The 25,116-nt window shown below is 44.3% G+C and carries 24 protein-coding genes, 1 tRNA gene and 1 pseudogene; 2 read left to right on the top strand and 24 right to left on the bottom strand.

Annotated elements, in window-relative coordinates; translation table 11 throughout:
- Positions 1–81 precede the first annotated feature (81 nt).
- A complete protein-coding gene (gene metK / locus DQN58_RS04315; protein WP_006717097.1) occupies positions 82–1,236 on the top strand; it encodes a methionine adenosyltransferase in 1,155 nt (384 codons plus the stop codon).
- 101 nt (positions 1,237–1,337) lie between these two features.
- Here metK and DQN58_RS04310 read toward each other — a convergent pair whose 3' ends face one another.
- The 14 genes and pseudogenes from DQN58_RS04310 to tpiA form a co-directional block, all read right to left on the bottom strand.
- Complete coding sequence (locus tag DQN58_RS04310) at positions 1,338–2,186, bottom strand: hypothetical protein (protein ID WP_006717095.1); 849 nt, start codon at positions 2,184–2,186, stop codon at positions 1,338–1,340.
- Between the two features lie 63 nt (positions 2,187–2,249).
- The gene (gene purL / locus DQN58_RS04305; protein ID WP_006717093.1) at positions 2,250–6,143 is read right to left on the bottom strand and encodes a phosphoribosylformylglycinamidine synthase; all 3,894 of its coding nucleotides are present in this window, start codon (positions 6,141–6,143) and stop codon (positions 2,250–2,252) included.
- A gap of 159 nt (positions 6,144–6,302) precedes the next feature.
- Complete coding sequence (gene fis, locus DQN58_RS04300; protein ID WP_032997766.1) at positions 6,303–6,599, bottom strand: DNA-binding transcriptional regulator Fis; 297 nt, start codon at positions 6,597–6,599, stop codon at positions 6,303–6,305.
- Positions 6,600–6,619: 20 nt separating this feature from the next.
- Complete coding sequence (gene dusB / locus DQN58_RS04295; protein WP_206540976.1) at positions 6,620–7,582, bottom strand: tRNA dihydrouridine synthase DusB; 963 nt, start codon at positions 7,580–7,582, stop codon at positions 6,620–6,622.
- 287 nt (positions 7,583–7,869) lie between these two features.
- Positions 7,870–8,754 carry a 50S ribosomal protein L11 methyltransferase gene (prmA, locus tag DQN58_RS04290; protein WP_006717085.1) on the bottom strand — a complete coding sequence of 295 codons (885 nt, stop codon included), beginning with the start codon at positions 8,752–8,754 and terminating at the stop codon, positions 7,870–7,872.
- Positions 8,755–8,771: 17 nt separating this feature from the next.
- Entirely contained in the window at positions 8,772–10,205 is a 1,434-nt protein-coding gene (panF, locus tag DQN58_RS04285) for a sodium/pantothenate symporter (protein ID WP_006717083.1), read from the bottom strand.
- The gene (locus DQN58_RS04280; protein ID WP_006717080.1) at positions 10,202–10,477 is read right to left on the bottom strand and encodes a YhdT family protein; all 276 of its coding nucleotides are present in this window, start codon (positions 10,475–10,477) and stop codon (positions 10,202–10,204) included. The genes panF and DQN58_RS04280 overlap by 4 nt, the downstream gene beginning before the upstream one ends.
- Positions 10,478–10,534: 57 nt before the next feature.
- Positions 10,535–11,881 carry an acetyl-CoA carboxylase biotin carboxylase subunit gene (accC, locus tag DQN58_RS04275; protein ID WP_006717078.1) on the bottom strand — a complete coding sequence of 449 codons (1,347 nt, stop codon included), beginning with the start codon at positions 11,879–11,881 and terminating at the stop codon, positions 10,535–10,537.
- A 41-nt stretch (positions 11,882–11,922) separates the two neighbouring features.
- Positions 11,923–12,384: an acetyl-CoA carboxylase biotin carboxyl carrier protein gene (gene accB / locus DQN58_RS04270; protein ID WP_006717076.1), complete on the bottom strand. Its 462-nt coding sequence runs from the start codon at positions 12,382–12,384 to the stop codon at positions 11,923–11,925.
- A gap of 147 nt (positions 12,385–12,531) precedes the next feature.
- On the bottom strand, positions 12,532–12,981 hold the full coding sequence (gene aroQ, locus DQN58_RS04265; RefSeq protein WP_006717072.1) for a type II 3-dehydroquinate dehydratase: 450 nt from the start codon (positions 12,979–12,981) through the stop codon (positions 12,532–12,534).
- 106 nt (positions 12,982–13,087) lie between these two features.
- Positions 13,088–14,089 (bottom strand): o-succinylbenzoate synthase, encoded by a 1,002-nt coding sequence (gene menC, locus DQN58_RS04260; RefSeq protein WP_032998086.1) that lies wholly within the window; start codon positions 14,087–14,089, stop codon positions 13,088–13,090.
- Positions 14,090–14,110: 21 nt separating this feature from the next.
- Positions 14,111–14,401: pseudogene (locus DQN58_RS09960) on the bottom strand (nucleotidyltransferase domain-containing protein); the annotation flags it as partial.
- A gap of 102 nt (positions 14,402–14,503) precedes the next feature.
- Positions 14,504–15,361, bottom strand: a complete 858-nt coding sequence (gene menB, locus DQN58_RS04255; RefSeq protein ID WP_005701557.1) for a 1,4-dihydroxy-2-naphthoyl-CoA synthase — start codon at positions 15,359–15,361, stop codon at positions 14,504–14,506.
- A gap of 111 nt (positions 15,362–15,472) precedes the next feature.
- A complete protein-coding gene (gene tpiA / locus DQN58_RS04250) occupies positions 15,473–16,264 on the bottom strand; it encodes a triose-phosphate isomerase (RefSeq protein WP_006717063.1) in 792 nt (263 codons plus the stop codon).
- A gap of 175 nt (positions 16,265–16,439) precedes the next feature.
- On the opposite strand from tpiA, the gene DQN58_RS04245 reads away from it, so the two are divergent.
- A complete protein-coding gene (locus DQN58_RS04245; RefSeq protein WP_032997764.1) occupies positions 16,440–16,883 on the top strand; it encodes a hypothetical protein in 444 nt (147 codons plus the stop codon).
- 106 nt (positions 16,884–16,989) lie between these two features.
- Here the strand turns inward: DQN58_RS04245 and hemN are convergent, their stop codons facing one another.
- The 10 genes from hemN to gltX form a co-directional block, all read right to left on the bottom strand.
- Positions 16,990–18,357 (bottom strand): oxygen-independent coproporphyrinogen III oxidase, encoded by a 1,368-nt coding sequence (gene hemN / locus DQN58_RS04240; protein ID WP_006717059.1) that lies wholly within the window; start codon positions 18,355–18,357, stop codon positions 16,990–16,992.
- Between the two features lie 16 nt (positions 18,358–18,373).
- On the bottom strand, positions 18,374–18,808 hold the full coding sequence (locus DQN58_RS04235) for a DUF2489 domain-containing protein (protein WP_006717057.1): 435 nt from the start codon (positions 18,806–18,808) through the stop codon (positions 18,374–18,376).
- Positions 18,809–18,821: 13 nt separating this feature from the next.
- Positions 18,822–19,382 carry a Der GTPase-activating protein YihI gene (gene yihI / locus DQN58_RS04230; RefSeq protein WP_006717055.1) on the bottom strand — a complete coding sequence of 187 codons (561 nt, stop codon included), beginning with the start codon at positions 19,380–19,382 and terminating at the stop codon, positions 18,822–18,824.
- Between the two features lie 99 nt (positions 19,383–19,481).
- Positions 19,482–20,009, bottom strand: a complete 528-nt coding sequence (gene tadA / locus DQN58_RS04225) for a tRNA adenosine(34) deaminase TadA (RefSeq protein WP_006717052.1) — start codon at positions 20,007–20,009, stop codon at positions 19,482–19,484.
- Between the two features lie 63 nt (positions 20,010–20,072).
- Complete coding sequence (locus DQN58_RS04220; RefSeq protein ID WP_006717050.1) at positions 20,073–20,924, bottom strand: thymidylate synthase; 852 nt, start codon at positions 20,922–20,924, stop codon at positions 20,073–20,075.
- The gene (gene lgt / locus DQN58_RS04215; protein ID WP_006717048.1) at positions 20,921–21,718 is read right to left on the bottom strand and encodes a prolipoprotein diacylglyceryl transferase; all 798 of its coding nucleotides are present in this window, start codon (positions 21,716–21,718) and stop codon (positions 20,921–20,923) included. Before lgt ends, DQN58_RS04220 begins: the two co-directional genes overlap by 4 nt.
- Positions 21,719–21,726: 8 nt before the next feature.
- Positions 21,727–22,524, bottom strand: coding sequence for a sulfite exporter TauE/SafE family protein (locus DQN58_RS04210; protein WP_006717046.1), 798 nt, complete (start codon positions 22,522–22,524; stop codon positions 21,727–21,729).
- A gap of 2 nt (positions 22,525–22,526) precedes the next feature.
- Complete coding sequence (gene rppH, locus DQN58_RS04205; RefSeq protein ID WP_006717043.1) at positions 22,527–23,126, bottom strand: RNA pyrophosphohydrolase; 600 nt, start codon at positions 23,124–23,126, stop codon at positions 22,527–22,529.
- A 267-nt stretch (positions 23,127–23,393) separates the two neighbouring features.
- Positions 23,394–23,469, bottom strand: a tRNA-Ala gene (locus tag DQN58_RS04200).
- A 78-nt stretch (positions 23,470–23,547) separates the two neighbouring features.
- Complete coding sequence (gltX, locus tag DQN58_RS04195; RefSeq protein ID WP_006717041.1) at positions 23,548–24,993, bottom strand: glutamate--tRNA ligase; 1,446 nt, start codon at positions 24,991–24,993, stop codon at positions 23,548–23,550.
- Positions 24,994–25,116: the final 123 nt, after the last annotated feature.

Raw genomic sequence — 25,116 nt, 5'->3', positions numbered from 1 at the left:
AAAGCGTATTATAGCCGTCCAGATGGAAATACTTCCAAATACCCTTACATTTATTCTGTATAAAATTATGCCGGAGAAACAATGAGCCAATATTTATTTACATCCGAATCCGTTTCCGAAGGACATCCGGATAAAATCGCCGATCAAATTTCTGATGCGGTATTAGACGAAATTCTTAAACAAGACCCGAAAGCTCGCGTTGCCTGCGAAACCTATGTGAAAACCGGGATGGCATTAGTGGGCGGAGAAATCACCACCTCTGCTTGGGTTGATATTGAAAATTTAGCCCGAGAAGTCATTTGCGACATCGGTTACACCAGCTCCGAAATGGGCTTTGACGGCCATTCCTGTGCCGTGTTAAACGCGATTGGCAAACAATCTGCCGACATCAATCAGGGCGTGGATCGTGAAAATCCGTTAGATCAAGGCGCAGGCGACCAAGGCATTATGTTTGGTTACGCCACCAATGAAACCGATGTATTCATGCCGGCCGCCATCACTTACGCCCACCGTTTAATGGAACGCCAAGCGCAAGTGCGTAAAAGCGGTAAATTAGACTGGTTGCGTCCGGATGCAAAAAGCCAATTAACGTTTAAATATGAAGATCACAAGATTGTCGGCATTGATGCCGTTGTGCTTTCTACTCAACATGCTGAAACCATCAGCCAAAAAGATTTGCATGAAGGCGTGATGGAAGAAATCATCAAACCGGTATTGCCGGCGCACTGGTTATCCAAAGACACCAAATATTTCATCAACCCAACCGGCCGCTTCGTTATCGGTGGCCCAATGGGTGACTGTGGTTTAACCGGCCGTAAAATTATCGTGGATACTTACGGCGGCGCAGCCCGTCACGGTGGCGGTGCATTCTCCGGTAAAGACCCATCAAAAGTTGACCGTTCTGCCGCCTACGCCGCCCGTTATGTAGCGAAAAACATCGTTGCCGCAGGCCTTGCCGATCGCTGTGAAATCCAACTTTCCTACGCTATCGGTGTTGCCGAACCGACATCCATCATGATCGAAACCTTCGGCACAGGCAAAGTTGCTAATGAATTGTTGGTCAGCCTCGTACGTGAATTCTTTGATTTGCGTCCGTACGGCTTAATTAAAATGTTAGATTTAATCCAACCAATTTACCGCCAAACCGCCGCTTACGGCCACTTCGGTCGCGAAAAATTCCCTTGGGAAAAAATCGATCGTGCCGCAGAGTTACGTGCAGCAGCCGGATTGAAATAATCTTGAATTTAAAAATGAAAAAGGATAAGTCGAAAGGCTTATCCTTTTTTGTTTAAAAAACAGAGTACTTTTTTATCGTTCTTTATTAACAATGAGGCTTATCATTTGAATAATTCTATTAATCCAATAAAAATACCTAACATTGTAAATAACATATTCCATTTCTCCTGCCTTTTAATTTTCAAATCCTCAATATTTTTTCTTTTTTTATCATCATCTAGATTTAAAATATAATGCACACTAGATAATTGCTCTAATAATTCATCTGAAGCAGAATTTATGTCAAATACTTTATCTAAATATTTCCATGTTTCAATAAGACTAATATTTTTCATCAAAACTGGCTGATGAAATAAAAACACTGCTTTAAACTTTGTAGCTTCAATATAAAGCTGTCTTAACTTTTCAATATCATCACTCTGGCAACAAATACATTCTGAAAGCCTATTGCTTATATTTTCAATAGCTCCTAAATAAGCATAAGCCAAAGCTAATAGAATTAGCCTACGACTGAAATTATATTCTTGGTCAGGAATTCTAGAATAGAATCCCATTCCTCTACCATCAATATGCTCATAATGAGATGGATACTCTATAAAATGATGCTTCCTTATTGCTTTTGATTTTCTAATTTCAAGAGAAATCTCTTCAGCAAGAAGATCATCAAAAGCAGAATCATCTATGATCAATTTAGAAAGAGATAAAACCTGAAGATTCTTATAACTCAATTCTTTTTGAGAAAAATCAATAAATATAACTTGCTCATATTGTTCCCCTAAAAAAAACTTTAATAACCAATTGCCATTTTCATCCTCGTAAAAAGAATTATTAGATAACAAAACAGACCTTAAAAAAAGAATATTACTGTTATTAATCTTTAATTCATGAAATTTATTAGGTTCCTGACATTCAGTGACTTTATACATTCTAGCAGTAATACGTTTCTTCATATTTCATTCCTTTAATAAAAGAATAGCGTTCCTTATGGAACGCTATTTCATAATTACACTATATTATTTAAACACAACCCTCGCATTCCTAAACACCCGCATCCAAGCTCCATCTTCTCCCCACTCTTCCGGATGCCATGAGTTGCTCACGGTGCGGAAGACACGTTCCGGGTGTGGCATCATGATGGCGACGCGTCCATCCGTGTTGGAAAGGGCGGTGATGCCAAGGGCGGAGCCGTTCGGGTTTGCCGGGTACACTTCTGTCGGGTTGAGGTTGTTGTCGATGTATTGCGCCACAATTAAGTTTTGCCCTTGAAGTGCGGTCAGATCTCCGGGTGTTTTGAATTCCACTCTGCCCTCGCCGTGGGAAACGGCAATTGGCATGTGGGAGCCTGCCATGCCTTGGAACCACAGAGAGTTGCTTTCGTTAATGCGAACCAAGGCGGCACGGGCTTCAAAACGTTCGGATTTGTTACGCACGAAACGCGGCCAGTTTTCCGTGCCCGGAATAATTTCTGCCAAGGTGGAAAGCATTTGACAGCCGTTGCAAATACCAAGTGCGAGCGTGTCTTCACGTTCAAAGAATTGGCTGAATTGATCCCGTAAGTGCGGGTTAAATAAAATGGATTTCGCCCAACCGCCACCGGCGCCAAGCACGTCGCCGTAAGAGAAGCCGCCGCACGCCACCAATGCATTGAAGTGTTGCAAGTCATAACGGCGATTATGCAAGTCGCTCATGTGTACATCAATGGCCTCAAAGCCGGCACGGTCAAATGCCGCCGCCATTTCAACATGACTGTTGACGCCTTGCTCACGCAACACCGCCACTTTCGGGCGTTTTCCGGTGGCAATATAAGGCGCAGCAATGTCTTCGCTTGGGTCGTAAGTTAAATGGGCGGAGAAGCCTTTGTCCTGCAGATTTTTCTTCGCCGAAAATTCTTGGTCGGCACATTCCGGGTTGTCGCGTAAGCGTTGCATTTGATGAGTCAATTCCGCCCAAATACCGCGTAATTCTGAGCGTTTTTCATTGAGTAACACTTTGTTGCCACGGGTGATTTCAATTTCGTCGTCTTCAGTCACGGCACCCAATTCTTTCACCAAATGCAACACATTGTGTTTGGCAAAGACATCGCGCACGAGACTCAAATCGCTGTCGCGCACTTGAATCACTGCACCCAATTCTTCGTTAAATAACACGGCTAAATCGTTGTCACCCAAGGCGCTGATATCCACTGCCACGCCACAATGTCCGGCAAATGCCATTTCTGCCAAGGTGACAATTAATCCGCCATCGGAGCGGTCGTGATATGCCAATAATTTTTCTTGCGCCACCAATTCCTGCATGGCGTTAAAGAAATTTTTCAGCGTATCAGCGTTGACCACATCCGCCGGTTTGTCGCCAAGTTGCGCATACACCTGTGCTAACGCCGTAGCGCCTAAGCGGTTGTTGCCTTCGCCCAAATCCACCAACAACAAGCGGGATTGTCCTTTATCGGTGCGTAATTGTGGGGTGACGGTTTTGCGCACGTCTTCCACGCGAGCAAAGGCGCTGATGATCAAAGAAAGCGGTGAGGTCACGCTTTTTTGCTCGCCGTTTTCCTGCCAAGTGGTTTTCATGGACATGGAGTCTTTGCCTACCGGGATGGTTAAGCCTAATTGTGGGCAAAGCTCTTCGCCCACGGCTTTCACCGCAGCGTATAAGCCCGCGTCTTCGCCTTTATGGCCTGCGGCAGACATCCAGTTGGCAGATAATTTAATGCGTTTAATGTCGCCGATATTCGTGGCGGCAATGTTGGTTAAGGATTCTGCCACAGCTAAACGGGCAGACGCAGCGAAATCTAGCAATGCTACCGGCGTACGTTCACCCATAGACATGGCTTCGCCGTAGTAGCTGTCTAATGTCGCCGTGGTCACCGCGCAGTCTGCCACCGGTACTTGCCACGGGCCGACCATTTGATCACGTGCCACCATGCCGGTCACCGTGCGGTCACCGATGGTAATTAAGAAGGTTTTTTCCGCCACTGCCGGTAAACGAAGTACGCGATGTAACGCCTCTTTTAATTGAATTTGGCTTTGTTCAAGCGGTTCGCCGTTAACGCTAGCGGTTTGCACATCGCGGGTCATTTTCGGGGTTTTGCCGAGCAACACGCCCATCGGTAAATCAATCGGATCGTTGTTGAAATGCTCGTCGTGTAAGGTTAAATGTTCTTCTTCCGTAGCTTCGCCGATCACCGCATAAGGCGCGCGTTCACGACGGCAGAGTTCCTCAAAGTGCGGTAGTTTTTCCGGATGAATGGCAAGCACATAACGCTCTTGCGATTCGTTACACCAAATTTCCAACGGGCTCATTTCGCGCTCATCGCTTAAGATTTTACGAAGTTCAAATTTACCGCCACGACCGCCGTCATGCACCAATTCCGGCATGGCGTTAGATAAACCGCCCGCGCCCACGTCGTGAATAAAGGCAATCGGGTTGTCGTCGCCTAGCTGCCAGCAACGGTCGATCACTTCTTGGCAGCGACGTTCCATTTCAGGGTTATCCCGTTGTACGGAGGCGAAATCCAAGTTTTCTTTGGATTTACCGGATGCCATAGAAGAGGCGGCACCACCGCCTAAGCCGATGTTCATTGCCGGACCGCCAAGCACAACCAATTTTGCGCCCACCGGAATGTCGCCTTTTTGCACGTGTTCGGCACGAATGTTGCCGATACCGCCTGCCAACATGATCGGTTTGTGGTAGCCGCGCACTTCTTCGCCATTGAAGCTATTCACTTTTTGTTCGTAAGTACGGAAATAGCCAAGCAATGCAGGACGACCGAATTCGTTGTTAAACGCTGCACCACCTAACGGACCTTCCAGCATAATGTCTAAAGCGGAAGCAATACGGTTCGGTTTGGAAAGCGGCGCTTCCCAAGGTTGTTCAAAGTTTGGTATGCATAAGTTGGATACAGAGAAGCCCACCAAACCCGCTTTCGGTTTTGCACCACGACCGGTCGCGCCTTCGTCACGGATTTCCCCACCGGAGCCGGTTGCCGCCCCCGGGAACGGAGAAATGGCGGTCGGGTGGTTGTGGGTTTCCACTTTCATCAAAATGTGGGTGTCTTCATTGTGATAACGGTAAATGCCGTCTTCATCTGGGAAGAAACGTCCCGCTTTGGAACCTTCCATCACTGCCGCGTTGTCTTTATACGCGGAAAGCACAAAATCAGGGGTTTTCTCAAAGGTATTTTTGATCATTTTGAACAGGGATTTGTCCTGTTTTTTGCCGTCGATAATCCAGTCGGCGTTAAAAATTTTGTGGCGACAGTGTTCCGAGTTGGCTTGCGCGAACATGTACAGTTCGATGTCGTGCGGATTGCGTCCAAGTGCGGTGAAATTTTCCATCAAATAATCAATTTCATCTTCCGCCAACGCCAATCCAAGTTCCACGTTGGCACTTTCTAAGGCACTGCGTCCACCGTTTAAAATATCCACGGTTTTGAACGGTTTTGGTTCTTGTTGACGGAACAACACTTCCGCCTCGTCTGCCTTGCGTACGACGGTTTCCATCATGCGGTCATGTAAAAGTGCGGTCAGTTTTTCCGTTGTTTTTTCATCTAACGGCTGTGTCAATTCAAAGTAATACGCCAAACCACGCTCAATACGTTCCACTTCGTTTAAGCCGCAGTTGTGGGCGATATCGGTAGCTTTGGAGGACCAAGAGGAAATCGTGCCGACACGCGGAATCACAATAAAACTTTCCCCTTTGGCTTCATGTTCTGCCAAGGTTGGACCGTAATGCAACAAGGCTTTCAGTTTGGCTTCCTGTTCAGCAGAAAGTGCGTCATTTAATGCCACAAAATGCACATATTCCGCATACACGGATTTCACCGGTAATTGTTGCTGTTGGAATTTTTGCATTAAGCCATTGATACGGAATTCGGAAAGGGCAGGAGAGCCACGGAAAGTTTGGAACATGAGGATTACCTTTGAGGTTGAATTGAAACAAAAATTGCGGGCTATTATAAAGGAAATCGGGAGAAACGAAAACGTTTGCGCAAGAAAAACAAACGGGAAAAAACAATAAAAAAGCCCTTGTCATAAGGACAAGGGCGAGAATGAAAAATGAGCTAAAAACTAACCCATACCGTATTTTTTTAATTTTTTACGCAATGTACCACGGTTAATGCCTAGCATTGTCGCTGCACGGGTTTGATTACCACGGGTATATTGCATAACCATATCCAACATCGGATGTTCAACTTCTGCCAATACCAACTCATAAAGATCGTTGACATCTTGACCGTCTAATTGGGATAAGTAATTTTTTAAAGCCTGTTTTACAGAGTCGCGTAATGGCTTGTTGGTTACTTGAGATTGAGAATTTAGCACAGAAACAGTTAATGCTTCCGCCGGATTACGTTGTTCTAACATTGTTCTATCCATTAATTAAATCAAATTAAACGAAAAAATTGTTCTAATGCGTCTAACTGCGCCGAAGCGGAAGTGATCGCATTAAAATCTTGTTTGAAAACAGAATGAGGTTGAATATCCTGTAAATACCAAGCGATATGCTTACGTGCGATTCGGTAACCTTTTTCATCACCGTAAAACTGATGTAGCTCACGGATATGTTGCAAAATTACACCGCACTTTTCTTCTAAGCTTGGTTCGTTCACGATCGAATTGTGTTCCACCAACCCCACCATGGTTTGAAACACCCAAGGTCGGCCTAATGCCCCTCGGCCGATCATTACGCCATCTGCCCCCGTATAATCGAGCACAAATTTGGCTTGTTGTGGGGAAATCATATCGCCATTGGCAATCACCGGAATGGAAACAGCTTGTTTTACCGCTTTAATCGAGTCATATTCCGCGACGCCCTCAAATTTACAGGCGCGCGTGCGACCATGCACGGTTAACGCTTGAATGCCACTTTGCTCTGCGATTTTAGCAATTTCGACACAATTTCGATTTTCCGTATCCCAACCGGTGCGAATCTTCAACGTTACCGGAACATTGACAGATTTCACGACGGCCTCAAGAATCTGTTGAACTAAGTCGGGATATTGCAAAAGGGCGGAGCCCGCCATTTTACGATTCACCTTTTTCGCTGGACAGCCCATATTAATATCAATAATTTGAGCGCCGTATTCCACGTTCACTTGAGCGGCTTGCGCCATTTCGTCGGGATCGGAACCCGCAATTTGTACGGCATTGATACCGGCATCTTGGTGGTGCGCTAAGCGCAATTTCGATTTTTCGGTATGCCACACTTGCGGATTGGTTGACATCATTTCTGAAAAGGTTAAACCCGCCCCGTAATGGGCGCAGATTTTACGGAAAGGTTGATCGGTAATTCCCGCCATGGGTGCCAATAAAATGCGATTTTTTAATTGATAATGACCAATGCGCATTATGACTCCGCGACTTTCCAACAACTTGACCAAACTCGGCTGCCAACCGACAAGGTGCGCTATCATACGCACTTTTAATGCGTTTGCAAAGGGTAATTTTTATACAAATTATAATTTTTTTAGATCCAATTCAATTTGCCAAATTTCTGCAGAAATTTGCTATAAAAGAATTGACTTTGATGGGGAAATTGTCTCGTTCATTGAGCGCCGTAAAACAAAAAGTGCGGTGAAAAAACGTGATATTTCTCCACCGCACTTTTCTATTATACTTTGAGGCTTATTGTGCGTTATGCCTTTAGCTTACCGGTAATTCGACACCATTCTTCGCGTTCTGCCACCGGCGCCAACACAAAGCGCTCTGCATAGGCATCACACACGGATTGCGCTTGTGTCGCCAGAATACCCGACAAGCCCAAATCCCCGTATGGTTTCACCAACTGACTAATCACCGGGTAAAGCTCTTTTAACGGCCCCGCCAAAATATTCGCTACCACCACATCGGCTTTCAAGTCCGACGGTTTTTCATCGGATAAAAACAGTTGCAAGCGATCCGCCACGCCGTTTTGTTCCGCATTGTTGCGGCTGGCTAAAATCGCTTGAGGATCAATATCAATACCGACCGCACTTTTTGCGCCCAGCTTCAATGCCGCAATGGCCAAAATGCCGGAGCCACAACCAAAGTCGATCACCGTTTTATCTTTTAAATCTAAACTATCGAGCCATTCCAAACAAAGCGCTGTGGTCGGGTGTGTCCCTGTACCAAACGCCAAGCCCGGATCAAGCATCACGTTCACGGCATTCGGATCCGGCACATCACGCCAGCTTGGGCAAATCCACAAACGCTGACCAAATTGCATTGGATGGAAATTATCCATCCACTCGCGCTCCCAGTCTTTGTCTTCGATTTGTTCGATTTTATAAGCGGTATGTTCATCCAAATGCTTCGCCTGTTTAAGTGCATCCACCACCACATTCATATCGGTTTCTGCATCAAACAAAGCAATCACATCGGTGTTGCCCCACAAGCGGGTTTCTCCCGGTAACGGTTCAAAAATCGGCGTATCTTGGCTGTCCATAAAAGTAACGGACACTGAGCCGATTTCTTCTAAAAAATCACTGATTTGCTCTGCCTTTTCGTTAGTACTGTTTAGGCGAATTTGAATCCAAGCCATGTTTATTCCTATATATTTTATGATGAATGGCGCTTCTCGCCGATTTTATTCCCAATCAAAAATGCCGCTAAGCCAAAGACGAGAGAAGGCACAATCGGGTTGAAGCCAAAGAGTTTAATGCCAAATTGGGTAAATAAAATAAACGAAACCAAGCCGACCAACATGGAGCTAACCGCACCATAAGCATTGGCTTTATCCCAGTAAAGTCCGAGAACGATGACCCACAAAAATGCAGCTTCAAGTCCACCAAAGGCAAACAGGTTCAGCCAAATGATCATATCCGGCGGATTCAGAGACGCAAAAATTAAAAGTGCGGTCAAAATTAACGTAATGATTGAGGAGATTCGACCAATCCGTTTTTGATTTTGCACTGCCTGCGGTTTTGCCGCCAAATACAAGTCTTTCACAAAAATAGAAGACGACTGAATAAGCTGCGCATCCACCGTGGACATAATCGCTGACATTGGTGCTGCAAGGAAAATCCCAGCCACAATCGGTGGCAACACTTGCAACATCAGGCTTGGAATCACTTTATCCGACACCGTTAAATCCGGCACGATGGCGCGCCCCAATGCGCCCGCCAAGTGCATACCGAACATGATAATCGTCAACACGATCGTGCCGATTAGCATACCATTGTGCAGGGCTTTGCTGTCTTTAAACGCCATGCAACGCACGGCTGTGTGCGGCAAACCAACTACACCGAAGCAAACCAAAATCCAGAAAGACGCCATAAATTGGAAATCCAACATCTCATTCGGACCGTACGGGCTGACGAGGCTTGGATCAATTTCAGTTAATTTTTTGACCGCACTTTCGACACCACCCACCTGATAAATCACGCCGACCAATAACACAATCGTGCCGAGAATCATCACGGTACCTTGGATCGTGTCCGTTAACACCACAGCACGGAAACCACCGATGAAGGTATAAATCCCCACGGTTAAAGCGAAAATCAGTAAGGCTTGAGTATAAGGAATGCCGATAGTCGTTTCCAATAAACGGGCACCACCGATAAATTGCACGGTCATCGCCGCAAAGAACGCGATCAACAACGCAACACAGGCAATCCATACCAAATATTTGTTTTTATAGCGATAAAGTAATAAATCGTTGATGGTCAACGCATTGGTCTCACGGGAAAGCAAAGCAAATTTTTTCCCCAACGCACCAAGTGCTAACCACACCGCAGGCACTTGGATCATGGCAAGCAAGACCCAGCCTAAGCCGTATTTATACGCCGCACCGGGACCGCCAATAAAGGAACTGGCACTGGCGTAGGTAGAAGCAGTTGTCATGGCAAGCACAAAGCCCGTCATAGAACGGTTACCCACATAATATTCGGAAAGAAAATCACCACCTTTTTGGCGTTTAACATAAGCATAAATCGCCGCCCCGAAAACAAAGGCTAAATAAATGATGAGCGGAAAAATAATCCCTAGGTTCATTGATGACGCTCCGTTGTCGAATGTTGTTTTTCCTGTTCCACATCCAGTGGAATATCCTGAAACACAATTTTAATCAGCCAATACGCGACCACAATAAACAGAATCGGCAGGTAAATACAGGCTAATTCAAACCACAGAGGAAAACCAATTGGCCCTTGTGTACCTTTGGGTAAGTAAGCACATAAGCACCAACCAATTACATAAAGCAAAGTTAAGCCCAATGCCCAACGGGCTTCTTTGGTCGCTTGTTTATAACGTTGTTGTAAGTCCATATATCATTCCTAAATAAAAAAGTGGATAAAATCCACTTTTTCTATTAATGCCACGTTTTATTCGTGCATACCTAATTTTTTCTCCAAATAGTGGATATTTGTGCCACCTTTTTGGAAGTTTTCGTCTGCTAAAATCAGATCATGCAACGGAATATTCGTTTTAATCCCATCAATGATGGTTTCTGATAAGGCATTTTGCATACGACGGATCGCCACTTCACGGGTATCGCCGTAAGTAATTAATTTCGCAATCATGGAATCATAATGCGGAGGAACCGTGTAACCTGCGTAAACATGAGAATCCCAACGCACGCCTAGACCACCCGGGGAATGTAAATGTGCCACTTTACCCGGTGAAGGCAAGAAGGTTTTTGGATCTTCTGCGTTGATACGACATTCCATCGCATGGCCTTTCACTTTGATGTCTTCTTGTTTGAAAGAAATCGGCAAGCCCGCCGCAATACGCAATTGCTCTTTCACCAAGTCCACACCGGTAATCATTTCCGTCACCGGATGTTCCACTTGAATACGGGTATTCATTTCAATGAAATAGAACTCACCGTTTTCATATAAGAATTCAAACGTACCCGCACCACGATAGCCAATTTCCACACAAGCCTTCGCACAACGAGAACCGATATCACGACGTACTTCTTCGGTAATGCCCGGTGCAGGCGCTTCTTCCACCACTTTTTGGTGACGACGTTGCATAGAACAGTCACGCTCTGCCAAGTAAACCGCATTGCCGTGGGTGTCTGCTAATACTTGGATTTCCACATGGCGTGGGTTTTCCAAATATTTTTCCATGTAAACCATGTCGTTGTTGAAAGCCGCTTTCGCTTCTGCTTTCGTCATGGCAATAGATTCTTCTAACGCCTCTTCGCTACGGACTACACGCATACCACGACCACCGCCGCCACCGGAGGCTTTGATAATGATCGGATAGCCAATACGTTTCGCGATTTCTTTGTTTTTCGCGATGTCAGAGGTTAATGGGCCATCAGAACCCGGAACGCAAGGCACACCGGCTTTTTTCATGGCGTTAATCGCGGACACTTTGTCGCCCATCAAACGAATCACATCGGCAGTTGGTCCGATAAACGTGAAACCGGAGCTTTCTACCTGTTCGGCGAAATCCGCATTTTCGGAAAGAAAACCATAGCCCGGGTGAATAGCATCAGCGCCGGTCACTTCAGCTGCGGCAATAATTGCCGGAATATTTAAATAACTTTTTGCAGATTGAGCAGGACCGATACACACGGTTTCATCTGCAAGCAGAACGTGTTTTAACTCACGGTCGGCGGTGGAATGAACCGCAACAGTTTTAATGCCCAATTCTTTGCAGGCGCGCAAAATTCGCAGTGCAATTTCACCACGATTGGCGATAACAACTTTTTCTAACATAATAAATCCATTCTTGTTTAAATTATGGTCTGCTATGTTAATTATTCGATAATAATCAACGGCTCATCAAATTCGACAGGCTCACCATCATTTACCAAAATAGCTTTTACTACACCTGCTTTATCCGCTTCAATACGGTTCATCATTTTCATCGCTTCAACGATGCAAAGTGCATCACCTACTTTTACGGTTTGCCCCACTTCAACAAACGCTTTCGCTTCAGGGCTTGGACTACGATAGAACGTTCCTACCATCGGAGAGCGGATCTTATGACCAGAAACTTCTTCAGGTGCAGCAGCAGGGGCTGCCGGCGCGGCAGCTGGTGCAACAGGAGCCGCAACCGGAACCGGTGCAGCTGCTGGAATGGAATACTGAACATTTGCCGGCGCGGCAACAGTGGCACGACTAATACGTACAGAACCCTCTTCTTCTGAAACTTCGAGTTCCGTAATACCGGATTCTTCCACTAATTCAATCAGTTTTTTAATTTTACGAATGTCCATAGTTTTTTCCTAAAATATGCTAGATTTTCACCGCACTTTTGAAAAAAGCACGGTATGGATTAAGATAAATTTTCGCCCGAGAGATTACCTCAAAATCATTATTTTGGCGATAAAATTCTGCGATTTTTTGCTAAATCTCGCCGATCTTCACTTTTTTGAAAGATAATTTACGGCAAACTGTAATGCAAAATCATACCCCTGCGCACCACAGCCACAAATCACACTTTCCGCCACATCACTAAAATAGGAATGATGACGAAACGGTTCTCGTTTATGAATATTGGATAAATGCACTTCAACGAAAGGAATGCCAACGGCAAGTAACGCATCACGCAACGCCACGCTGGTGTGGGTATAGGCCGCGGGATTGATAATAATAAAATCCACTTTTTGAAAGCTTTGGTGAATTTTCTCAATCAATTTTTCTTCACTATTGGCTTGAAAACAATCCAGTGCCACTTGCTGTTTTACCGCTTGTTGTTGCAAATGCCGTTCAATTTCCGCTAAGGATAAATGTCCGTAATGACCTGGCTCACGCACACCCAACATATTCAAGTTCGGGCCATTTAACAGCAAAATGTTGTATTTTGATGACATATCACATTCCTTTTTATTGCGCGCATTATAATGATTTTTCGCTTTTGGCTGGTCTAATCTGTAAAAAACCGCACTATAAAAAATAATCGAAAAAACGACCGCACTTTTAATCTAAAATGACTTCGGTAATGAATTCCGAATCGAAGTCAACGACAGGTAACTCCGACCCTGGCCAGGTTCTGACGACTTGATAATCCATTAAATCCAGTGTGTCTAATCCCGGCGTGACATTTGGCGTATATTGTTGCGCCATGCGTGCCAGTTGGGTTAAACCGAAGCTACTTTCAATGCTGGAACTGATAACCGCTTTAATACCTAATGCATGCGCCTGTGCAATCAACTCAGCACAACGCTCAATAGATCCCACCAAGGTCGGTTTAATCACAATCGCTGCCAAGTGCGGTTCTTTTTCCACGCAAAAATCCGGTTCGCGTACGCTTTCATCCCAGGCAATGTTAATGCCGGTTTCTGCCGCAAATTGGCGACTTTCTTCACGGGTTTTGCAAGGTTCTTCAATAAATTGAATGCGCGCACGATGCTCAGGTTTCACATATTTCGCAAACATTTGCGCTTTAGCCGGTGTCCAGCTACGGTTAGCATCTAGCCGTAATTGCAAATCTGGAATGGCTTCTAACAGCATATCGGCAATGAGGCCATCACGATTGGCTTCATACATGCCCACTTTCACTTTCGCCACTTTTTCACCCTGCATTTGATCCAGCGGTTCATAAAGTTCATCGGGATCGCCATAACATAAAGGCGCCGTTTGATAATTGCCTTCATCGTCCAAGCGACCTTTCATTTCAAATAACGCACAGCTTAAACCAAATGCCACGGAAGGATACAAATCCGCCGTTAAATCCAGTTTTACATTACAACTGCGGGATTGATCCCATTTTTCCAGCCATTCGATGGCTTGGGCTTGCGCTTGATCTAAGGTTTCATGGCTAAATTCCGGCAACGGCGCAATTTCGCCCCAACCTTCATTTTGCCCACAGCACACTTTCACCAAAAGACCTTCACGCTTTTTCAAAAAGCGATTGCGCAAAATCAGTTGAGAATCCACCGGAATGGAATAACGGAAAAGTTGATAGCGACGATGTTGAATAGCGCAATCTTTCTTTTCATAGAAAATTTTGCCCACCTGTTGAATATGCGCCAGTAAAGCCGGATCGGTAATCTTGTCATAAATGATTACATCAAATTTATACGGAATGGTAGTTTGCGAGAGGGTTTGCTGAATGTCGTGCAACATGGCGTCAGTAATGCCATCGCCTTTTAAGGCTAAATCAATGTCCGAGTCTTCACGAAAATTCCCCTTCCCGCGCGAGCCAAATAAAATTGCTGTTTCAACCTGAGGGAAATGGCGTAAATGCCAACCGATGTTTTTAATGATTGTTTCTGTTAAACCGAAATCCATCGCCTTTACCTATACAATTACAGAAAAGAAATTATTTTGCTTTCAATAACAAAAGTGCGGTCGTTTTTAAAAATGTTTTTTAAATCGACCGCACTTTTTATCTTAAGGATTGCGCTTAAATTTACCGAAGTCCGGCGCGCGTTTTTCATTGAAGGCGTTGCGACCTTCTTGGCCTTCTTCTGTCATGTAGAACAACATGGTGGCGTTCCCGGCAAGTTCTTGAAGACCGGATTGACCGTCGCAGTCGGCATTTAATGCCGCTTTCAAGCAACGTAAAGCAATCGGGCTGTTGCGTAGCATTTCACGACACCAACGTACAGTTTCTTTTTCTAACTCAGCGTAAGGCACGACTGTGTTCACTAAGCCCATGTCTAAGGCTTCTTGTGCATTATATTGACGGCATAAGAACCAAATTTCACGCGCTTTTTTCTGACCGACGATACGTGCCATATAGCTTGCACCCCAACCGCCATCAAAAGAACCCACTTTCGGGCCGGTTTGGCCGTAAATGGCGTTGTCTGCGGAAATGGTAAGATCACACATCATGTGTAACACGTGGCCACCACCAATGGCATAACCTGCCACCATCGCTACCACCGGTTTCGGGCAAGTACGAATATCACGTTGGAAATCCAACACGTTGAGATGATGCACGCCGCTGTCGTCTTTATAGCCGCCGTAATCGCCACGTACTTTTTGGTCACCGCCGGAACAGAACGCTTTTTCACCTTCACCGGTCAACACGATAACACCGATTTTTTCGTCAAAACGGGCATCGGCAAAAGCGGTGATCATTTCTTTAACGGTTTGCGGACGGAAAGCATTGCGCACTTCCGGACGATTGATGGTGATTTTGGCAATGCCGTCGGTGGATTTGTGATAACGAATGTCGGTGTAACCCGCGCTGTGATCAACCCACTCAACCGGCGCATATAAAACATCATCTTTTGGATTTTGCATGAGAAATTCCTTTAATTTAAGGTTAAAAAAGTGCGGTCATTATAGCGGAAGTTTCTGAAATCTGAAAACGAAAAGGGTCGGTATTCACCGACCCTCAAAGACAAAATGAAATTAGTTTTTCGCTTTTGCCGCTGCTTTCACGATGACCGCAAAGGCTGGGGCTTTTAAGGACGCGCCACCCACTAATGCGCCGTCAATATCCGGTTGGGTGAACAATTCTGCCGCGTTAGCATCGTTAACAGAACCGCCGTATTGAATGATCACTTGATCAGCAACCGCTTGAGATTTTTTCGCAATGTGACCACGGATGAATGCGTGTACAGCTTGCGCTTGTGCCGGAGTCGCAGATTTGCCGGTTCCGATTGCCCAAATTGGTTCATACGCAATCACCGCACCGTTGAAGGCTTCTACGCCTAACAGGTTGATGACGGCATCAATTTGACGTGCGCAAACTTCTTCGGTTTTGCCTGCTTCATTTTCCGCTTCAGATTCACCGATACACAACACCGGTACCAAGCCCGCTTCTTTTAACGCACCGAATTTTTTCGCCACGAATTCATCGCTTTCTTTGTGATAAGTACGACGCTCGGAGTGACCGATAATAATATATTTCGCGCCGAAATCTTTTAACATTTCTGTGGAAATGTCACCGGTGAAGGCGCCTTTCACGTTCACATCCACGTTTTGTGCGCCTAATTGGATGATATTTTCACCGCCACAGCTGCAACCACAGTTGGATAATAATTTTTCTGCTTCCGCCAAATACATTACCGGTGGGGCAATTGCCACGTCACAGCCGGTCACACCGTGTAATGCTTCTTTTAAACTGGTGATTAATTCACGAGTGAAGGCTTTGCTACCGTTTAATTTCCAGTTACCCATAACTAAAGGACGACGAGCCATTTTGTTTCTCCTTAAATATGATTGAATAAAAACTGCGCCTACTATAACAAAAAACGCCTACTTTTTTTGGTAAAAAATCACAGTTCTAAAAAATTTTCTTTGTAACAGATGATTCTTTTGGGCTAAAAAGATACAATCTACTGTATAAATTTAACAAAAAATGACCGATTGCCTCATGATTAAAATTTTTAAAGCTGAACAATGGAACCTGGAAACACTCCTACCGCTATTTGAAGAATATCGTCTTTCTCAGGGCATGACAGAAAATCCGGAACGTACGCTCACCTTCCTCTCCAATCGTATTCGTTTTAGCGAAAGCATTTTTTTCCTCGCTCTCGGTCAATCTCAACAAGCGCTCGGTTTCATTCAACTTTATCCTCGACTTTCTTCTCTACAATTACAGCGCTACTGGCAATTAACAGATATTTTCGTGCGTCAAGGCAATCAATCAAATGACATTTACACCGCACTTATTGCCAAAGCCAAAGAATTCGTCAGCTACACACAATCCACACGATTAGTGGTAGAACAAGATCGACAGCAACATCATTTGCTGGAGCAAGAGGGGTTCCGCTTAAACCCGAAAAAATCTGTGTTTGAATTGAATTTAGTGGGGTAATGATAAACGAAAAGTGCGGTTGAAATTTCCGATGAATTTCAACCGCACTTTTTATTTTAGAAAACAGGCGCAGAGATAGGCATAAAACCTCCCCCGACATGTCAAATTAAATAATCCGCGAAAATTGCTGTTGTTTTGCTTGTGCGCGTGAATACGTGTCGAAACACAAACAAATATTACGAATCAACAAGCGTCCTTTTGCGGAAACCGTGATTTGCTCCTCACCAATATCCAATAAACCATCAGCGGCCAAAGGCGCTAACAAGGCCAAATCTTCTGCAAAGTGTTGTTTAAAATCAATATTGTACTGTTTTTCTAATGGGGCATACGCTAATTTAAAGTTACAAATCAATTGCTTAATGACATCACGACGCAAACAATCTTCTTCTGACATGGCTAAACCTTTATGTAAGGCAATGCCATTAGTATTCACCGCGGTATAATATTCCTTCAAATCCTTCTGATTTTGCGCATAGGTATCGCCCAATAAGCTGATTGCCGACACACCCAGCCCCAACAAATCACATTCTTCCTGCGTCGTATAGCCTTGGAAATTACGGTGCAACACGCCATTTTGCTGTGCAATAGCAAGTTCATCGTCCGGTTTGGCAAAATGATCCATACCAATAAACTTATAACCTGCACTGCCCAGTGTTTCGATGGTTTTTTGTAAAATTTCCAGCTTCGTCTCCGGTTTCGGTAACTGCCAATCTTTTATTTTTGCTTGTCCGGCGAAACGGCTTGGCAAATGGGCATAGTTAAATACGCTCAATCGATCAGGGTTGAGTTCAATGACTTTTTTCAAGGTGAACATAAAGCTCTCAACACTCTGGAATGGCAAACCATAAATCAAATCGAGATTAGTCGACTGAAAACCGAGCTCACGAGCACGCATCAACAGCGCATTCACAAAGGTTTCATCCTGCTCGCGATTCACCGCTTTCTGCACGTCTTTATTGAAATCTTGCACGCCCATACTAATACGGTTAAACCCGATGTTACGCAAATGTTCTAACATCGAAAGCTCAATTTCACGGGGATCCATTTCAATACTGATTTCTGCGTTATCGGCGATATTAAAATTGTCGCGCAACATTTGCATTAAACGGGCAGATTGTGCCTCCGTTAAATACGTTGGCGTGCCACCACCCCAGTGCACTTGCGTTGCCACACGATTTGTAAATAATGTTGACCGCTCTTTTATCTCTCGTTCCAGAAAATCCAAGTAAATGTCTGCTTTGTGCTGATGGCGCGTAATAACTTTATTACAGGCGCAGAAATAACAAAGTTTGTGGCAAAACGGAATGTGCACATATAACGACAACGGACGTGTTGGATAACGTTGTGCCGCGGCAATAAAGTCCTCATTCGTATACTGTTCGTTAAACTCAAGCGCTGTCGGATAGGATGTGTATCGCGGACCGGATTGATTATATTTTTGAATTAATGCTAAATCCCAAATGATCTCAGACATTCAATTTTCCCCACGTTTATAATGTTTGGATATCCGTTAGAAGTCGGTTTAGTTCTGACTTAATCTTACTTTCAAGCTCGGCTTCTGTGCTTTCACGCTGTAAATCCAAACGCATTCTTTCGTTCTTTTTTAATTCTCTGCGAGCCTCATGAGTCGGCATATCTTCGACCGTTTCATACAATCGCCACATGGCAGAATAATGTTTGAGGCTCATGCCCACTGGTTCGAGTAGCATTTTCAAACGCAATACACCTTCCGACAAATTACAATCACCGTTCAACATGGCTTTCGCAATAATTTCAAGGCTTTCTTTAATGCGATGAATACGGTTTCGGCGCGCTTGCAACAGTGCTTTTTTCTGCTTTTGCAACGCCAACAACAAATACGCGGCATAACCGACCATACCGGCAATGATGATGACAGCTGCAATGAGTAAAAACGTTTTCCACATAATTTAAAGATACTTATTTAAATTGGTTGATGTCGATTCGTTCAAAAGTGCGGTATAAATCTTCTTCGTTTTCTTCATCATCCGCAATGCCTAATTCGTCCATTAATTGGGCGACACGCGCCAAACAGGCATCCACAAAATTTTGATCTTCGGCAGACAATTTTTTGCCTTCGTCTAATTGATCCAGCAACTGACTCAAACATTCGTTATTTTCTAACTGTTCTAATTCTGACATCGGATCCAATGTGGCTTTAGGCTCAGATTTTGCGGCTGATACTGCTTGCGCTTTTTGCGGTTTATTGACGAACTCCACCATCAACGGTACTTTTTTACGGCTACCGATTCGTGGGTCCTGAATTTCTTTTACTTGATTCGCGGCTTTATTTTCCGGCGCACTATGACGAGAACCGGAATCCAATCCTTTATGCTTACGTTTTTTCTTCTCTTCACGGGCTTTCGCATCCAGTTCATAACGCGTCGCTTTACGACCAGAAAGGGGTTGTTCCGGTTTCTTATCGGATTTGCGGGCCGGCATGATATCTGTAAGGCGGCGAGTCTTTTTCTGACGGGACATAACTTATCTCTTGACTAATAAAATTGAGCGGCGATTGTATCACTCCGCAGGAAATTTAACGAGGGATATTAAAAAATGCTGAAAAAAATGACCGCACTTTTAACTATCAGACTTCGTTTCAGTCATCAACTGTTGCGCTAATTTCGCTTCTTTCTGTTGCGCACGGCGTTTTTGAAAAAACGCACTGAGTTTTTCACTGCATTCCTGCTGCAACACCCCACCGGTAATTTCGATGGCATGATTCATTTTATAATCATCGAAAAAATGAAAACGGGAACCCACTGCGCCGGTTTTATAGTCAGCCGCACCGAACACAAGGCGCTTAATGCGGCTGTGTAAAATTGCCCCGGCGCACATGGTGCAAGGCTCAAGGGTGACGTATAAGGTTGCGTTCAACAAGCGGTAATTTTGTAAGCGTTGGCCGCCTTGGCGTAGAGCAACAATTTCGGCGTGCGCCGTAGGATCAGAATCAATGATCGATAAATTCCATCCCTCGCCAATAATTTCACCTTCCTCGCTCACTAACACGGCACCCACAGGAATTTCACCCAAGGCTTCTGCTTTGTCCGCCAACATTAAGGCGTGGCGCATAAATTGTTCATCCAGTTGCTGTTGAGATTCAGTCATGAGGTTCTTCAGATGAAAAGTGCGGTGGATTTTAAAAACGTTTTTAAAACCGACCGCACTTTGTTAGACGGAAAACGGATATTTAATCGGCTCGTGGCATTGATAACCCGTTACTTTAAAATCATCCATGGTGACCCAGGTTTCCAAGTCTTCTAAAGATTTAATGTCCGGATTAATTTCCAACTGCGGTGACGGGAAAGGCTCACGTTTTAATTGCACATCACGCATAAGTGCCAACTGGTCTTCATAAATATGCGCATTCACAATGTGGTGAAATGCCTGCCCTGCTTTTTTACCGGTGATTTGTGCCATTAATGCTAAGAAGGTAAATACTTGGATTTGGTTAAAATTCAAACCAAGCGGGACATCACAAGAACGCTGATAACTGGTGAGATATAACGTATCACCCAACAAAGAAAACGTATGTGTGTGCATGCAAGGGCGCAAACAGCCTAAATCAAATTCACCCGGGTTATAGAACGTCAGAATCTCACCGCGGTCATCAATGCCTTTGCTGAGGTTATTAACAATTTTGCGTAGTTGATCGAGATGTTCACCATTCGGTTTACGCCAACTTCTGCCCTGCACGCCATATACGCGCCCCATGTCATCGGTGCCTTTGCGGTGCGGATTATTGAGCCAAGCCTGATTTTCATTAGCATTGGCATCCCACGTTTTGGTACCCAGCTTGCGGAAGTCGGCAGCATTGTCATAACCGCGAATATAGCCTAGAAATTCTGCAATCGCTGCTTTCCAATAACTTTTACGGGTCGTAATCAGCGGAAATTGGTTGTTTGCCACATCGTAAGTCAAACCGGCGTTAATCACCGTTAAACAGCGTTTGCCAGTACGTTCGTTTTCTACCCAAACGCCTTCGTTAACAATGCGTTGGCACAAGTCTAAATATTGTTTCATTTTTTCACCGCACTTTTGTTGTATGCCCAAAACATAATGAAAATGCCGCCGAAAATCATTGGCAAGCAAAGTAATTGACCTCTTGTGATCACATCAAGAAACAGCTCTACATCGGGTTCGCGCACATATTCAATCATAAAACGGAAAACGCCATAACCGATGAGGAAGAGCCCGGCTACCGATCCCATTGGACGTGGTTTACGAATAAACCAATTCAAAATAAGGAACAACACCAAACCTTCTAACATAGCTTCATATAATTGAGATGGATGGCGTGGTAGTAATAGCGGATCTGTTGGAAAAATCATGGCCCAAGGCACATCCGTTGCATGCCCCCATAATTCTAAATTAATGAAATTACCAAGACGCCCCATTCCTAAACCGAAAGGAATGAGAGGCGCAACAAAATCTGCCGTCGCCCAAAAGCTGCGTTTTTGTATTTTAGAGGTAATGACCATGGCAATAATCACGCCAATTAAGCCACCATGAAAAGACATCCCGCCTTCCCAAACGCGGAATAAATACAGCGGATCCTGTAAAAAACGATCAAGATTATAAAAGAAGACATCACCAATTCGACCGCCTAAAAAGACGCCCATGAAACCATTGAATAATAAAGAATCAACTTGATCTACCGTCCAACCACTGTTGGCTTGCTGAGCGCGGCGCACACCTAACCAACGAGCAAAAATAAAACCGAGTAAATACATTAATCCATACCAGCGCAAACCGATGGGACCAAATTCAAAAATTGCCGGATCGAAATGCGGTAATACAAGGTAATCTGAATTCATAACGTTCCTTATTTCAATAACATATTAATCGCCACCACAATTAAAAAGGCGGCAAACGCTTTCTTCAAGGTCGGCACCGGGAGTTTGTTCGTTGCATTGGCACCAAGTTTAGAAGTGAAAAATGAGGTAACCGTGATGCCCAAAACAGCCGGAAAATACACGAAACCGACCGAATAAGGCGGCATACCTTGCGCATTCCAACCGCTCACCATAAAACTTAACATTCCCGCAATACCCATTAACATGCCACAGAAAGCAGAAGTGCCAATAGCTTTTTTAATATCTACGTTGCGAGAATTTAAAAACGGCACAATAAATCCGCCACCGCCAATACCGGCAACACTTGATGCCATGCCAATCAAGGCACCGCCAATAATGGAGGATAAAGGCGTAATTTTTTTATTCGGGTCGATGTTTTTCGGCTTAATAGACAAAATCATTTTAGCTGCTAAATAAACAACTAAGCAGGCAAACAACTTACTGGAAACGTCATGAGGCAATTTACTGATGTATTGCCCTGAAATAAAGGCACTGATCATTAATGCAGGGGCAAAATACTTCAAGGTGGACCAAACGACATTGCCAAGTTTGTGGTGTCGTTGTGCGGAAGAAAAAGCGGTAACCACGATAGTCGCGAAGGAGGTACCAAGTGCGGTGGACATTAAGAGCGAATCCGGTACGCCGACAATTGGTAGTAAATAAACCATCATCGGCACAATCACCATGCCGCCACCAATGCCGAATAAACCGGCTAAAAAGCCGGCGACACAACCGGCAAGCAAACAAAAGAGGAAGAAGGTTAACATAATTATCTCTTATACTTTTGTGATGAATATTTGGAATGCTTTGAATGGGTCTGTTTTGGCGTTGAAAAGGTATTCTTTTTCTCTTCTACTGCGCTAGAGTCAGCCCGCAATAACAAGTCTTTGTTATTTTCATCAAATAACACCGTAGCAAACTCTTTCATCGCTTTACGATAGACATCTCTTTTGAAAGAAACCACTTGACGCACCGGATACCAGAAACTCACCCAACGCCAACCGTCAAACTCCGGTGTTTTACTGCATTGCATATTGATGTTTTTGGTGTCGCTGACTAACTGCAATAAAAACCAGCGTTGTTTCTGTCCGATACAAATAGGTTTGGAATCATAACGTAACAGTCGTTTTGGCAATTTATAACGCAGCCAATGCTTAGAAGCATAGAGCACTCGCACATCTTTGCGTGTTAATCCGACTTCCTCAAACAATTCTCGGTACATCGCTTGTTCTGGCGTTTCATTATCATTAATCCCGCCTTGCGGAAATTGCCAGGAATTCTGTCCGTATCTTTTCGCCCACAGCACTTGCCCTTTGTCGTTGCAAATAACAATGCCTACATTCGGACGGTAGCCATCGAAATCGATCACTATCGTATCCTTAAAATTCAGTTAATTTTTTAAATTGGAATAGCGACAAATTGTTTCATAAACTCCCCTTTCGGGCAACTCATTTAGCAAGAAACGGGGAGAGATAGGGCATTTAAGAAATGTTTAAATGCTCTTTTAAAGCATAAATTTCACATTAGATGAGATAACTTTAGAGGCAAGAGCTTAATAGCATTTGCGTTGATAAGCATGAAGCACAACGCTAAAAAAAAACCTTATCAATTGACTTCATTGATAAGGTTTAAAATTTGGTGGAGATAATCGGGATCGAACCGACGACCTCTTGAATGCCATTCAAGCGCTCTCCCAACTGAGCTATATCCCCATAAGTGGCGGCTATGATAAATTCCGCCCCTTGGTCTGTCAATATTAAATTTTTAATTCATTGCCATCAGATTAAATCTTAAGCATTTTGCCCGTGAATAAAATCAATAGCACGTTGAATTCGGCTTAATACGCGCTCACGTCCGATTCCTACTAAGGTCACATCCATAGACGGCGATTGTCCTGCACCGGTCACAGCGACGCGCAGCGGCATTCCCACTTTACCCATGCCTACCTCTAATTCGGCAGCGGTTTGTTCAATAGCTTCGTGAGTAGAATGCAAATCCCAAGTGGAAAGTGCGGTCAGTTTTTCTTTTACTTTTTCAAGCGCTTCTACCGCGCCCGCTTTGAAATGTTTTTTCACCGCAGCTTCATCGAAAGCTTCAAACTCTTCAAAGAAATAACGACTGGCAAGCGCCATTTCACGTAAGGTTTTACAACGATCCGCCAGCATGGTGATGATTTCCGTTAATGCCGGGCCATTGGAAGTGTCAATGCCTAAATCCTGATATTGCCATGCTAAATGTTTCGCAACGTAGTCCGCTGGCAATTCACGAAGATAATGATGGTTCAACCACAATAATTTTTCGGTGTTAAAGGCACTGGCAGATTTACTCACGGAGTGTAAATCAAATAAATCAATCATTTCTTGTCGGGTGAAAATTTCCTGATCACCATGGCCCCAGCCCAAACGCACCAAATAGTTGATAAGCGCTTCCGGCAAATAACCTTCGTCACGATATTGCATTACGCTCACGGCGCCGTGACGTTTGGAAAGTTTTTGACCATCGTCCCCGTTAATCATAGAAACGTGTGCATACACCGGAATCGGTGCACCAAGGGCTTTTAAAATGTTAATTTGACGCGGGGTGTTATTAATATGGTCTTCACCGCGCACAACGTGGGTGATGCCCATATCCCAGTCATCTACCACCACGCAGAAGTTATAGGTCGGTGAGCCGTCGGTACGGCGGATAATCAAGTCATCCAATTCGCTGTTGCTGATTTCAATGCGTCCACGTACCGCATCATCAAATACCACAGAACCCTCAGTTGGATTTTTAAAACGCACTACATGCGGTTCATCGGCAGAATGTTCTGCATGATCATGCAAACAATGGCGGTCATAACGTGGTTTTTCTTTATTTTGTTCTTGTGTATGACGTAATGTTTCCAAACGTTCTTTGGTGCAGTAACAACGGTATGCCAAGCCCTGTTCAATCATTTGATCGATAACTTGGTTATAACGGTCAAAGCGCTTGGTTTGATAATATGGACCGTGCTCCCAGGCCAAATCTAACCATTCCATCGCTTCTAAAATGGCTTGTGTGGCCTCCGGTGTGGAACGCTCCAAATCGGTATCTTCAATACGCAACACAAATTCGCCGTGATTGTGTTTCGCATATAACCAAGAATAAAGTGCGGTGCGTGCGCCGCCAACGTGCAAATAACCAGTTGGGCTCGGTGCAAAACGAGTGCGCACTTTCACGCTTGGATCCAAATCAAATAATGCTTCTAATTTCATGTTATAACCTTTTTATGTGCAAATAATTGTGCGGTATTGTACTACGAGTTGCTTGAATTCATAAGGGAAAATCACGAATTGTGCCTATTTTTGAAACAACCGAAGGATTTTTGGCAAAAATTT

It is taken from the genome of Aggregatibacter segnis ATCC 33393, assembly GCF_900476035.1.
In the GTDB taxonomy this organism is placed as follows: domain Bacteria; phylum Pseudomonadota; class Gammaproteobacteria; order Enterobacterales; family Pasteurellaceae; genus Aggregatibacter; species Aggregatibacter segnis.
This window is presented reverse-complemented; position numbering and strand designations above follow the sequence as displayed.